The sequence below is a fragment of the Acinetobacter sp. I-MWF genome (assembly GCF_025433935.1).
GTDB lineage: Bacteria > Pseudomonadota > Gammaproteobacteria > Pseudomonadales > Moraxellaceae > Acinetobacter > Acinetobacter guillouiae.
The window spans coordinates 560794-573971 of the sequence record NZ_JAMBAR010000001.1 but is presented as its reverse complement, the minus strand read 5'-3'; the positions used below and the strand labels follow the sequence as shown (position 1 = coordinate 573971).

Genomic DNA, 13178 nt, shown 5'->3' with positions numbered 1-13178 from the left:
ATGAGCATATCCAAACAATTACTGGTTTTTATTTGTATTATTTGCGCTGTTGTTTTACTCAATCTTTATGATGGTTTTATCGCAAAACAAACAGGCAAAGTGCCCCAACAGCCTGAGTTTATTTATTTACAGGACTGATTGAGCGGAACAGATAAAGTATGTTTTTTACAAGCGCGTGCAAGATTTCACTAAAGCATACTTTTTTATATTGGTGACGCATGTTGTGGTGCTTTTTTTAAAATCATATTGGTAAGTAATATACTTGCCAGCAAGCTCATCACTCACAAAGGCGTCTTTTCGAAAATGAGCACGTATAATACAGCCGTGTAAATCAGGCGCAGCATACACGTTTATGCTTTCAACATATTTGCTGTGTTGTTGAATATTGACATTCCAGCCCAACAGTTGCTTGATCTTTTGAAACTCTTCTTGTTTGCTGATCTGTTGGATATTTTGCAAATTACAGACTTGAATTGCATCCGCTTGAGGTTGAAGGATTGACCATCCCAACAAGTTCTGTATATCGCGCATTATTGTTTTAGCTTCATCCAATTGGTTGACCGCCTGAAAATGACGAATCGTTGAATAAAGATAATATGCAATCCCACCAATCAGTAGGATCGCCAATAGGGTTATTTTAAGATCGGGTATAGGTCGATTAAAAAGCCGCTTCATTCTCTAAGCTGTCCATGTTTATGGTCTGAATGCTATAGCGCATTTCAAACGACTTTTCAGCATAGTTAACGACCAAACTTATTTAAACAACGCCAATATTTATCTTTAAATAGGCTGACATCAATTTCAAAATTGTTCTGATATTTTTCAACCACCTGATCTATAACTTTGGCGGGTTTTCTAAACTCTTTACAAGCAAAATACATGGTTCTTAAGTTATTACCGGTTTCTCGTCCAATATTTAAATACCCCTCAAAATCCTTGAGCTCATCTAATAATTCTTCTTCAATCGCGTTAAGCAACTCATAATCTGTTGCAGACGGCATACCACTTGAATTCTGGCCAGCATAAGGTATTTCAACCAGCATCATCCACGGATGAGAAGCCTTTTGATCCCATGTTAAAAGTGTACTGTTTAAGATCGCCACCAAAGGCAACCCTTCATTGGTCTCTCCCTCCAAACTGATATATTCATCGTCATCAGTACTTGAACGGGTTATTTTGTCTAAACGAGAAATTTCACTGTTCTTTAAAATTAAAATATTCTTTAAACGATCGATAGGCATTAATTCTTTTTCAGCATCTTGTCTGAATTGTAGCGAAACTTGATCTAGCTTTGTGATCGAATCATATTCGCCCAAATAATTATCCAAAAAGATATAAACTGCTTGTAAGAATTCAGCTTTTTGAGCTTCATTATATTGATCATGCACAACCACCAGATCAGTTTCATCTGGATATTCTTCATGGTCTTTTAAATAAAATGATAGCGTTTTTTGACTAAATTCATAACCATGCATACCAATACTGGTTTGCTGAATATCACTTGCGGGTTTAAGTGCGGTAAATTTCCAGCCAGGAATTTCAGGGGCTGCTGCCACCAACTCCTCTACAAATACAATATTTGCCACAACACCATCTGGCGTTAAAATCAATTCAGCTGTTTGTGGGTCAAGCATCCCGGTAAGGAAAAAAATTCCACCATGAACCTTGGCCAATTCAGGCGATAATTTATCAAAGAAATCTGCCTGAATCGTATCTTGATTTAACTCATCCACAATACGATGGAAATCCTGTTGATGCTGCTCAAACCATTGCCAAAATTCAGCATAGCGGTTTCGATTGATTTGTATTTGTTGTTCTTTCTTTCCAAATAACTTTTTGAAAAAACTCATTTTGATTGTTCTCTGTTATTACGTTTATTTCAGTTTAATTTAACTGAATTTTTATGATTTTTAAATGCATCTAAACTTTTACTTAAAAATACCAAGCGCTTATTTGATCCGATCTAACTTTTTCAACACTTCTGCAACGGCGACCATCGCAAAACTAGAAGTCACCACCACAGCCGAGCCATATCCACCACAGCGCAAGCCTGCACTCGCACATACATCAGCGCTGGAAAAAGGATTATCAATTGAATACACACAAGTAATGCCAAATTTTTCTTTTGGTTTCTTACAAATGCCTTTAGCGCGCAACTGACTCCGTAATTTTGCAAGCATCGGATCTTGTTCTGTTTTAGATAAATCAGCAACACGAATTTTTAAAGGATCAAGCTTACCACCTGCCCCACCCGAAACAATCAAAGGAATTTTATTAAAACGACAATGTAACATAAGTGCAAATTTTGCTTTAACGTCATCGATGCAATCTAGAATAATATCGGGAACATTTTCTAAAATTTCTTTCACATTGTCAGGGCTGAGATAATCATCAATCAAATTGATCTTGATCCGAGGATTAATTGAACGGCAACGTTCCGCCATGACTTCAATTTTCTCATGACCTAAAGTAGAGGTCATTGCAGGCAATTGTCGGTTGATATTTGAAGCAGCCACTGAATCCATATCGACCAGTGTTAACTCGCCAATCCCTGTACGTGCTAAGGCTTCGACTGCCCATGAGCCGACTCCACCAATACCGATCACCATGACATGACTTTTTTCATAGTGATTGAATGTCTCTTCTCCATAAATTTTGGCTACGCCTGCAAAACGGCGCTCATATTCATCATTTTGGAAAAGTTCAGTCATGTCTAGTATCAACTCAAAAATACCCCGCTATTTTACTCATTTATCAATAGCGTGTCTTGCTCCAACACAATAAAAAAAGCCCTGCATTCTATACAGGGCTTGGAGAACTGAAATAAATCGTGATTTATTGATTAGACTATGAAGCGATTAAATTACGCAGCACATAATGCAAGATACCACCTGCTTTAAAATATTCCACTTCATTCAAAGTATCAATACGGCATAACACTTTGAAACGATCTATTGAACCATCGACACGTTTAACTTCCACATCTAAACTTTCATGTGGTTGTATGTCATCAGAAAGTCCATAAATCGACAGTTGCTCATGCCCAGTTAAGTTAAGTGATTGACGGGTTTGACCATCCACAAATTGCAAAGGTAAAACCCCCATACCAACCAGATTTGAACGATGGATTCGTTCAAAACTTTCAGTAATCACCGCTTTTACTCCTAAAAGGTTGGTGCCTTTCGCCGCCCAGTCACGTGATGAGCCTGTACCATATTCCTTACCTGCAATGATGACCAACGGCGTTCCATCTTGCTGATACTTCATCGCAGCATCGTAAATGGCTAACTTCTCATCTGTCGGGATATAGAGGGTATTACCACCCTCTTCGCCATTGAGCATTTCATTCTTAATACGAATATTAGCAAAGGTTCCTCGCATCATCACTTCATGATTACCACGACGAGATCCATAAGAGTTAAAGTCCTTTTGATCGACACCTTGCGCTTCTAGATAACGACCTGCTGGGCTGTCTTTCTTAATATTCCCCGCAGGAGAAATATGATCTGTTGTGACTGAGTCACCAAGAACGGCCAAGATATTTGCATTGAGAATATCTTTAATTGGTTTCGCGGGTTGATCAATACCGTCAAAGAATGGAGGATGACGAATATACGTTGAGTATTCATCCCATTCATAGGTTTCAGAATCAGGGATTTGAATTGCTTGCCATTTTTCATCACCATCAAAAACTGCCGCATATTCTTTATGGAACATCGCTGTATTAACTTTTTGCAGCACCTCATCAATCTCGATTTGACTCGGCCAAATGTCTTTGAGATATACCGGTTGACCTTGTTGATCGTGCCCTAATGCTGTGCTGGTAATGTCACTACGAATGGTACCCAATAAACCAAACGCAACCACCAAAGGCGGTGATGCTAGCCAATTGGTTTTTACCAGTGGATGTACCCGCCCTTCAAAGTTTCGGTTGCCTGAAAGTACCGATGCAACATTCAGGTCATGGCACTGAATAGCGTCTTCAATCGGTTTAGGTAAAGGTCCTGAATTACCAATACATGTGGTACAGCCATAACCAACGAGGTTATAACCCAACTGGTCCAAATAAGGTAATAGCCCTGCTGCTTCTAAATAATCGGTTACCACTTTAGAGCCTGGTGCTAGAGAGCTTTTCACCCATGGCTTACGTTGAATGCCTTTTTCGATGGCTTTCTTTGCCAACAAACCCGCAGCCAACATCACACTTGGATTAGAGGTATTGGTACATGAAGTAATCGCTGAAATTACCACATCACCATCCGTCAATGGATAGCGTTTACCATCAATCACACAATGCGGTTCTTCATTTTGTAGAGCAGACTGTTTTGAATCAATTGCTGTACCTGCACCACCTTCATTGGCTAAACGTTCTTTTTCTTCACCTTTAGCTGGTTTAAGATCCAGCGCCATTAAGGCACTAAAAGTTTGTGGGATATCAGGCAATGCCACTCGATCTTGCGGACGTTTCGGGCCAGCAACACTTGCTTCAACGGTTCCCATATCCAAAGCAAGCACATCGGTAAATACAGGTTCATCCCCAGTATGACGCCATAAGCCTTGTTCTTTACAATAAGCCTCAACCAATGCAATACGGTCTTCTTTACGACCCGTTAAACGCATATAGCCTAGAGTGATTTCATCAATCGGGAAAAAGCCGCATGTTGCACCATATTCAGGTGCCATATTGGCAATGGTTGCACGGTCTGCAAGCGGTAAAAATGCCAACCCATCACCATAAAATTCAACAAATTTACCCACCACGCCTTTTTTACGTAGCATCTGAGTAATGGTTAAAACCAAATCCGTTGCGGTAATTCCTTCACGCAATTTTCCTGTCAATTTAAAACCAATCACTTCTGGAATCAGCATCGAAATCGGTTGCCCAAGCATGGCCGCTTCGGCTTCAATTCCCCCCACACCCCAACCCAATACACCCAAACCATTGATCATTGTGGTATGTGAATCTGTACCGACTAAAGTGTCGGGAAAGGCAAATACCTCACCATCACTTTCACCCAGCCACACTGCTTGAGCTAGGTATTCTAAATTGACTTGATGGCAAATCCCTGTTCCGGGCGGTACCACACTAAAATTATCAAAAGAAGACTGTCCCCAACGGAGAAATTGATAACGTTCTCCATTGCGTTGCATCTCAATTTCGACGTTCTCATCGAAGGCATGATCTGTCCCAAAGTGATCCACCATCACAGAGTGGTCAATGACCAAATCTACTGGAGATAAAGGGTTAATTAAATTGGGATCTTTATTGGCTTTCTGTACAGCTGCACGCATCGCAGCCAAATCTACCACAGCTGGTACGCCAGTAAAATCTTGCATCAAGACCCGTGCAGGGCGATATTGGATTTCTTGATCTGAAGTTTTATTCTTTTGCCAATCAACAATCGCCTGAATATCGCTTTGCCTCACGGTTTGATCATCTTCAAATCTAAGTAAATTTTCCAATAATACTTTGAGTGATTTAGGCAATTTTGAAATATCACCTAAACTCGCTTGAACCTGTTTTAAATTAAAAATTTTATATCTTGTATCCCCTACAGTTAGGTCTTGTAGAGAATTTAAACGATTGATATGACCATATTTTGCCATTGGTTGAACCTCCAGCTTGGCGTTAACTTTCTTATTGGCTACTTGGAGTACTTCTTTAAATCTAAGACAAATATTTATTTTAGGTGTTGTTGATTGGTTATTTTTATTCAAATTTACATCGCTATATGTAAGCATTCATGTGAGTTTTTCCACAACATCCCTGCCAGTGTTGCTTGATCCATTGCCAAACTTTCTGCTAAACCTGCCAAGACAAAAGGCAAGTTCACTGGTGTATTACGGGTATGCTGCTGGTCAGACGTCTGGCAACACAGTGGTGTCATATCTGGGCAATCGGTTTCTAGCACTAAATGTTCTGCACCAACCGCTTGTACAACTGCATGCAATTTTTTGGCATTTGGATTGGTAATTTGTCCTGTGACACCCAGTTTAAAGCCTAATTTAATAAAGGCTTTTGCTTCCTCTATCCCGCCACTAAAAGCATGTGCAATACCACCATGTTTAAACTGGTGCTGTTTCAACATTGCAAGCACGTCAGCATGTGACTTACGAATATGTAGAAGAATGGGTTTATCGTATTGCTGGGCAAGTTCAATTTGGGCTGAAAAAAAATCTTGTTGTTTTTGAAAAATTTCAGCTTGTTTATGCTGTTTAAGAAACGTGTCTAAGCCAATTTCACCAACCGCAATACACGCTTCAGTTTTCAGTATATTTTCCAAAGCATTTAAATGCTCTAGACGGTGTTGTTCGATATAAAAGGGATGCAACCCCGGCGCAAGATGGCTACGAGGCGCATTATCTAGCTGATTTAAAAATTGCTGAGTGTCAATCAAATCTTGAAAGCGTTCATATAGAAACCCAATCAAAATCAAATGTTCTACACCCACCTTTTTTGCTTGATACGCCAATTGTTCCCGATCCAGATCAAAATCAGGAACATCAAAATGCGTATGTGTATCAAACAAAGGCCAAGGCATTAGGATTTCGCTTTCCCACTTGCAACAGGTGCAGAACTGCTTGGCTGATCAACTTGCATCTCCGCTGGGAAATATTGACTTTTCAACACGCCTTTTAACTGATCGTAAGGAATCATCAAACGCGGTAAGCCAACAACATAAGGTCCAATATCATATTCACCATATTGTAAAATCAGACCTTGTTTACCCAAATAGAAATTGTCTGATAATGTAAACTTCCACGCCTGTTCATATTCATTGACGCTTTCAGCAAGTTTTGAATCGATAACCCAAGTTTTAAATGCATCATGTGCCAATTTTTCAAATTTAGCTTTTTGATTGGCTTCAATGATTTGATCCAAGCCAACTTGTTTTTTACTCACCAAATCAAAGTTAAAATAGGTTTGCGCAGATGCCCCATGCGCACCGCCTAAATAACTACTGGTATTTAATACCACCGTCGCTAAAGGTTTATCTGAGTTTAAAATTTTAGGACTTAAACTAATCGTGATCTGGCCACTTGCCCCTAATGTTTTAAGCTCTTTATCCATCTCAAGGAATGAATTTGCATAAGGTTGCACCTGCTCTTGCAATTGCTGAACAGGGGTTTTATTGACTTGCACCTCACTTGCTGAAGCTTGTGAGGCCGTTTGTTGCTGATCTGCATCTTTTTTTGCTTTACTCAATTGCGCGATATCCAGCATTTTATCCAGATTATCTAAAATCGCTTGATCAATCGTTTCATCAACAAAAGCCTGATTACTTTTTAGTCTTTCTATAGAAAACTCAGGGCATGTATTGCCATTACACTCAGGTAATGTCAATTTTACTTTTTCTGTATCGCCCTGTAATAACATTGAAGTATCAGGCACTTGAGATGCAGCACTTTGATCAACTGTTGGTTCTGCTTTTTTCGAGTCAGATTTTTGACATGCAGTTAGCCCTAAAGTGATCACCAGAATTGAAAGCGCTAAAGTACTTTTTTGATTTAACATTTCACAAACCTATCCAACGAATCAAGCCAAGATTTTTTTAATCTCTATATTCATTAGCCTATTCTTCTCTATACAAATCCTCAATCAAAATTTGTATGAAAATTGAAGCGTTATTGCAATACATGGCTCAAGTTTATTGATCGCTGAGTCAATTCAACAAGGACCAACTGATCTTAACCGCTCTACTTTAGAATCCCGCTAAAATTGGCAGAATGATCAGAATACACCTTAGAACATGCGTTGATACACTTCAGGCTTGAGTATTTTTTGCGTCTGTTCTTTGCTCAAATAAATATCCAACTGGGTACCATCTTCGACAATTTCATTGGCGCGATAATGTAACCCAACACCTTCACCATCAAAGAACCAATCGGCTTGCCCCCAATATAACTTTTTAGGCGCATTTTTTTTCACATCGCTATTTTGCTTTTCCAACCATTCCGCATATTTTTCTTGGACCCAAGTATTCAGTTGGTTCTGATGTTTGGCATCAATCACATCTAAAATACTTAAGCTTTTCTTCAATTTCCGGTCAGCAACAAAAAAGTATTGTCGTTCTTTGATACTAACATCCGCTTGTAAACTATTGACTGAAACTTGCAACAAAACATACTGATTACGTTGTGAAGCCATACGCGTTTGCATATGCAGTTCAAAGGCTTTATTTTTCGGGAATTCTTCTTGCCAAGTATCTGACTTTTTGACAAAAGCATTAATGGCCTGTTGTAAGGTCATATTCTGTTTTAAATCAATCTGTGCCTGAATCACGCTGGACTGACTATTTGCAATCCACTGATTTAACCAATTATCTTGAGTTTTAATGGTTTGAATATCAATTTCAATGCAATTGTTCTTTTCACAAAACGGTAAGGCATAATCAGCTTTGGTTTCTTGAATATTTAAATAAGGTAAGACTTCAGCGGCTTCTTGTTTGGGTTGTAATACAGAACCATCTTTGTCCTGATCTTTTTTAGAATCACATGCAACCAAAACCATTGTACTTAAGCAAAGCACTGAAATTATTTTTTTTGAAAATTGCACTGCATAAATCCCTTTGGACAAAAAGCATTGTATTTTGATACAAAAACAGCTTCACAAGGAAGCTGTTTTTACATTTTGCAATAAGTTAGCTGAACTTAATGCTCACGTGTAGAACGGAATTGAATATCCGGATAACGCTCTTGCATTAATTGTAGATTCACTCGGCTTGGTGCGAGATAAGTTAAATGCCCACCACCATCGACAGAAAGTTGGTCATGTGCCTTTTTCTTAAATTCATTAAATTTCTTTTCATCATCACAAGAAACCCAACGCACTGTGTTGATGTTCACTGGCTCATAAATACAATCTACTTTGTATTCTTCTTTCAAACGATACGCCACCACATCAAACTGAAGTACACCTACAGCCCCAACAATCAAGTCATTGTTGATTTGCGGCATAAACACCTGCGTTGCACCTTCTTCTGAAAGCTCTTTTAAACCCTTTTGCAATTGTTTAGATTTCAATGGATCTTTTAAGCGTACACGGCGGAACATTTCAGGTGCAAAGTGTGGAATCCCCGTAAAATGGAGCTTTTCACCAGAAGTGAATGTATCACCAATCTGGATGGTACCGTGGTTATGTAAACCAATGATATCGCCAGGCCAAGCTTCTTCAAGTTGCTCACGTTCACCCGCAAGGAATGTCAATGCATCACTGATACGCACATCTTTACCAATGCGCACATGATTCATCTTTAAACCTTTCTCATACTTACCTGAACAAATACGCATGAAGGCAATACGGTCACGGTGTTTTGGGTCCATATTGGCTTGGATTTTAAATACAAATCCACTGAAGCCTTCTTCCGTTGCTTCAACAGTACGTTCATGTGTTGGATGCGCTTTTGGTTGTGGTGCCCACTGAATAAATGCATTTAATACATGGTCAACCGCAAAGTTACCTAACGCTGTACCAAACAATACTGGTGTTTGACGACCTGCTAAAAACTCCGCTGGATCTAGCGGATCATTCGCCATTTGCACCAACTCTAAAGACTCTTCAAATGAAGCAAAGGCCAGATCACCGACTTTTTCACGAATGTCTGGATAGTCATAGCCATCACGAATTTCAATATCTGTAATGGTCGAACCAAAACCCGCTTTATATACATAAAGCTTATTTTCAATGATGTTATATACGCCTGCGAAGTCACGCCCCATACCCAATGGCCAAGTAATCGGCACACAACGGATTTTAAGCACGTTTTCAATTTCATCAAGCAATTCTAATGGCTCACGGATTTCACGGTCCATTTTGTTGACGAAGGAAATGATCGGGGTATCGCGCATACGACACACTTCCATCAATTTGATGGTCCGTTCCTCGACCCCTTTTGCACCATCAATCACCATCAACGCTGAGTCAACGGCGGTTAAAGTACGATAGGTATCTTCAGAGAAATCTTCATGTCCTGGTGTATCAAGTAAATTGATGACATGATTTTTATAAGGGAACTGCATGACTGAGGTGGTAATCGAAATACCACGCTCTTTTTCCATTTCCATCCAGTCAGATGTCGCAGAACGGTCAGACTTTCGACTTTTAACCATACCTGCAACTTGGATTGCTTTACCCCACAATAACAGTTTTTCTGTCATTGTGGTTTTACCAGCATCGGGGTGGGAAATAATAGCGAAGGTACGTCGCTGAGCGACTTGCGCCGCTAATTCATCTTTAAACATAAAAAATCTACAATATGTACACAGTTATGTACACATTTATAAATATGTACTTGAACTGGAAAATGGGAATTCAAAAATTGGCGATATTGTATCAGATTTAGCGTCGTTTTTAACGATTGTTGCTCTATGATTAAGCACTTTGATCGCGCAGACATCGCAAAAAATTCCAGAAACAGGAAGAGCAATACTGAGCTGAAATCAGTCCAAATCTATACATTAGTTTTCGTGACGATCATCCAAGCGATTTAAGTACATATCATCTAAAAGCGTAAAGTACTGAACATGATCACTATCTTCAAGCAAACAAACGAAACTCCACTGCTCCTTTTCACTCTTGTAAATTTTTCCCATAATTTCTGTTGAAATATATTGATTTCCAAGCTTTTGATCAAAACGATTGATAATAATACTGTTCTTTTTAAAATATTTTATATTCAAAATTTTAGCGTTTTCCCCATTCTGTTTAATTCCAAAATCAAAGCATTTCTTGGCCGCATTGTCATTATAGTCGTTTGCATAAGCCAACCCACTACACAACAGTAGTGCAACAATTACATAAATATCTTTTAATTTCATATCACATCATCCCGATAATTAAGACAGTCATTGTGAAGCTAAAGTTGGAATTATTCTAAATAAGAGAATGTACATGTACTGTTTTGATTTGTCAGATTCAATATTTGGTGATCTCGATGTTATCAACACCATCTAGCTTTTGAATGATTGTAGTAAGTCTTTAGCTTGCTGAATATTTTTATATTTAAGGTAGAGCTTTAACCATACTATAATTGGTTTCCAAACGGTCTACAGGTAGCGGCATGCCTAACAAATAACCTTGTAATTGCTGGCAACCTAAACGTTTAAGAATCTGCGCCTGCTGTTCAGTTTCAACGCCTTCTGCCGTCACCACCAGACCCAAACGAATCGCCAAATGAATAATACTTTCTAAAATGATTTGTTCTTTTGAACCTTCACACAAATTACGGATAAATTCTCGATCTATTTTTAATTCATCTACTGGTAAATCTTTTAAATACAAGAAACTCGAATGCCCCGTTCCAAAATCATCAATTGCCAGTCGGATACCTAAATTTCTTAATTTCTCAAAGGTTTGAATACTGTCATCAATATGATGCATCGCTGTAGATTCAGTAATTTCAATAATTAAATTACCATTCTTGACATGGTATTTTTGAATCAATTTTTCTAAAGTTTCAATCAAATGTTTATGTTCAAATTGTACTGCTGAAAGATTTACGGCGATGGGACCAAAAGCATATTTTTTATCTTCCCATTCTTGAATTTGCTTACATGCTTTCTCTAAGGCCCAATAGCCCATACGAATAATCAGCCCCGTTTGCTCAGCACCATCAATAAACATACTCGGGGCTAGTAAGCCTAGGGTTGGATGCTTCCAACGGATTAAAGCTTCTACCCCACAAATTTGGTAGTCCGCTGTAAATTTAGGTTGATAAAATAGAATAAATTGTTGTTCTTCGACTGCTTTATATAAATCATTGATGAGTTTAGATTGACTACGGCTTTGGTGTTGTTGGTCTAAAGAACTGCTATAAACACTAAAAGTATTACGCCCCTGCTCTTTAGATTGCATCATGGCGGAGTCAGCATTGATCAATAAATCTTGTAGGTTCTGCCCATGGTCGGGGAAAAATACGATGCCAATGCTGGCAGAAATATTAATTTCTTTACCTGAGATTTGAAAACCATCTTGTATTTTTTGTAAGAACAATTCGGCAATCTCTTCAGCTTCATTACGATTAGAATCTTCCAAAATCAGAATAAACTCATCTCCACCAATACGAGTGAGTCTTTGCCCATCCTTAAGTAACGGATATAAACGCTGGGCGAGTTTAACCAAAAGCTCATCACCGATATGATGACCAAATGCGTCGTTAACAGATTTAAAGCGGTCTAAATCAATATAAATAAATGCAATTTTAGACTGTATGTCCTTATAATCTAAAAATAAAGCATCGGTGTATTCAACGAGAAATAATCGGTTTGGAAGTTTAGTCAAATTATCTTGAAGTGCTAAGTCTTCAAGCTCTTTATTGGCTTGTAATAACTGTAAACTACGTTCTTCTAATCTTCGTTCTAAAATCGCCACACAAAAAGCAGAGACAAGTATTAAACTCGCGACAAAAATAATGGTAAACAATAAAATACCTTGCCCTTCGTGTAGTTGACTTCCAAAATGATTGTCATGCACCGATGAGATCGTTGCTGCTGCCATACCGATATAATGCATTCCCACAATACTGAGTGCGATCATGATTGATACAGCAATTTTATAAAGCATCTTATGATTAAAAGAGTTCTTATATTTAAATGCGAGCCAGAAAGACAATCCTGAACCACTGATCGCGATGATGACAGAGAGCATCACCAAAATAACATCGTAATCAACTTGTTGATTTGGAATAGTTAACCCCAGCATGCCGATATAGTGCATTCCAGAAATTCCCAGTCCCATCAACACGCCACCTAAAATCAACCGTACAATTGGCAAAGTCTCTTGAGTGGTGAGCCAAATCGCAAAAGTCGAAGCCATGGCCGCAATAATATAGGAGATCACGGTTAATGTTAAATCAAAGGAATAACCTTGCGGTAGATCACAAGCCAACATTCCGACAAAGTGCATTGCCCAAATGGCGAAGCCAAAAACCATGCCACTTAAGCATAAGATAATTTTCTGTAGACGAGGGGTATGTTGGGTAAATATGAGTTGTTCTAATGAAATAGCTACGTAACAGATGATAACTGCAATACATGCAGAACCTATTACGAGATTACTATCATAACTCATATAACTCATAAAAATTTACTTCCAGTAATGAACCTATTTTTGTTATAAGCAACCTCTATATATACAACGCAAAATTGCGAGAAGGTTCACCTTTTTTAAAGAACGGTCG

At 38.6% G+C, this 13178-nt stretch carries 11 protein-coding genes; 1 reads left to right on the top strand and 10 read right to left on the bottom strand.

Annotated elements, in window-relative coordinates; genetic code table 11:
* The gene (locus M2R48_RS02750; RefSeq protein ID WP_167468923.1) at positions 1-138 is read left to right on the top strand and encodes a hypothetical protein; all 138 of its coding nucleotides are present in this window, start codon (positions 1-3) and stop codon (positions 136-138) included.
* Between the two features lie 27 nt (positions 139-165).
* On the opposite strand, the gene M2R48_RS02745 is transcribed toward M2R48_RS02750, so the two are convergent.
* The 10 genes from M2R48_RS02745 to M2R48_RS02700 all read right to left on the bottom strand — a co-directional run bounded on the left by M2R48_RS02745 (position 166) and on the right by M2R48_RS02700 (position 13078).
* On the bottom strand, positions 166-675 hold the full coding sequence (locus M2R48_RS02745; RefSeq protein ID WP_262085011.1) for a hypothetical protein: 510 nt from the start codon (positions 673-675) through the stop codon (positions 166-168).
* Positions 676-740: 65 nt separating this feature from the next.
* Positions 741-1850: a DUF695 domain-containing protein gene (locus M2R48_RS02740; protein WP_262085010.1), complete on the bottom strand. Its 1110-nt coding sequence runs from the start codon at positions 1848-1850 to the stop codon at positions 741-743.
* Between the two features lie 99 nt (positions 1851-1949).
* Complete coding sequence (locus tag M2R48_RS02735) at positions 1950-2711, bottom strand: ThiF family adenylyltransferase (protein ID WP_034609779.1); 762 nt, start codon at positions 2709-2711, stop codon at positions 1950-1952.
* A gap of 136 nt (positions 2712-2847) precedes the next feature.
* On the bottom strand, positions 2848-5607 hold the full coding sequence (gene acnA, locus M2R48_RS02730) for an aconitate hydratase AcnA (protein ID WP_262085009.1): 2760 nt from the start codon (positions 5605-5607) through the stop codon (positions 2848-2850).
* 113 nt (positions 5608-5720) lie between these two features.
* A complete protein-coding gene (locus M2R48_RS02725) occupies positions 5721-6542 on the bottom strand; it encodes a TatD family hydrolase (protein ID WP_262085008.1) in 822 nt (273 codons plus the stop codon).
* The gene (locus M2R48_RS02720) at positions 6542-7516 is read right to left on the bottom strand and encodes an RsiV family protein (protein ID WP_262085007.1); all 975 of its coding nucleotides are present in this window, start codon (positions 7514-7516) and stop codon (positions 6542-6544) included. Before M2R48_RS02720 ends, M2R48_RS02725 begins: the two co-directional genes overlap by 1 nt.
* A gap of 228 nt (positions 7517-7744) precedes the next feature.
* Positions 7745-8512 (bottom strand): hypothetical protein, encoded by a 768-nt coding sequence (locus M2R48_RS02715; protein WP_004818929.1) that lies wholly within the window; start codon positions 8510-8512, stop codon positions 7745-7747.
* A gap of 140 nt (positions 8513-8652) precedes the next feature.
* Positions 8653-10242 carry a peptide chain release factor 3 gene (locus M2R48_RS02710; RefSeq protein WP_004723253.1) on the bottom strand — a complete coding sequence of 530 codons (1590 nt, stop codon included), beginning with the start codon at positions 10240-10242 and terminating at the stop codon, positions 8653-8655.
* Between the two features lie 216 nt (positions 10243-10458).
* Positions 10459-10818: a hypothetical protein gene (locus M2R48_RS02705; RefSeq protein WP_262085006.1), complete on the bottom strand. Its 360-nt coding sequence runs from the start codon at positions 10816-10818 to the stop codon at positions 10459-10461.
* Between the two features lie 184 nt (positions 10819-11002).
* Positions 11003-13078, bottom strand: coding sequence for a putative bifunctional diguanylate cyclase/phosphodiesterase (locus M2R48_RS02700; protein ID WP_262085005.1), 2076 nt, complete (start codon positions 13076-13078; stop codon positions 11003-11005).
* Between the last annotated feature and the right edge of the window lie 100 nt (positions 13079-13178).

Coding starts and splice junctions, on each gene's coding strand:
- M2R48_RS02720 (WP_262085007.1), bottom strand. CDS start 7,516: ATGTTAAATCAAAAAAGTACTTTAGCGCTTTCAATTCTGGTGATCACT.
- M2R48_RS02715 (WP_004818929.1), bottom strand. CDS start 8,512: ATGGTTTTGGTTGCATGTGATTCTAAAAAAGATCAGGACAAAGATGGT.
- M2R48_RS02710 (WP_004723253.1), bottom strand. CDS start 10,242: ATGTTTAAAGATGAATTAGCGGCGCAAGTCGCTCAGCGACGTACCTTC.
- M2R48_RS02735 (WP_034609779.1), bottom strand. CDS start 2,711: ATGACTGAACTTTTCCAAAATGATGAATATGAGCGCCGTTTTGCAGGC.
- M2R48_RS02745 (WP_262085011.1), bottom strand. CDS start 675: ATGAAGCGGCTTTTTAATCGACCTATACCCGATCTTAAAATAACCCTA.
- M2R48_RS02750 (WP_167468923.1), top strand. CDS start 1: ATGAGCATATCCAAACAATTACTGGTTTTTATTTGTATTATTTGCGCT.
- M2R48_RS02725 (WP_262085008.1), bottom strand. CDS start 6,542: ATGCCTTGGCCTTTGTTTGATACACATACGCATTTTGATGTTCCTGAT.
- M2R48_RS02705 (WP_262085006.1), bottom strand. CDS start 10,818: ATGAAATTAAAAGATATTTATGTAATTGTTGCACTACTGTTGTGTAGT.
- acnA (WP_262085009.1), bottom strand. CDS start 5,607: ATGGCAAAATATGGTCATATCAATCGTTTAAATTCTCTACAAGACCTA.
- M2R48_RS02740 (WP_262085010.1), bottom strand. CDS start 1,850: ATGAGTTTTTTCAAAAAGTTATTTGGAAAGAAAGAACAACAAATACAA.
- M2R48_RS02700 (WP_262085005.1), bottom strand. CDS start 13,078: ATGAGTTATATGAGTTATGATAGTAATCTCGTAATAGGTTCTGCATGT.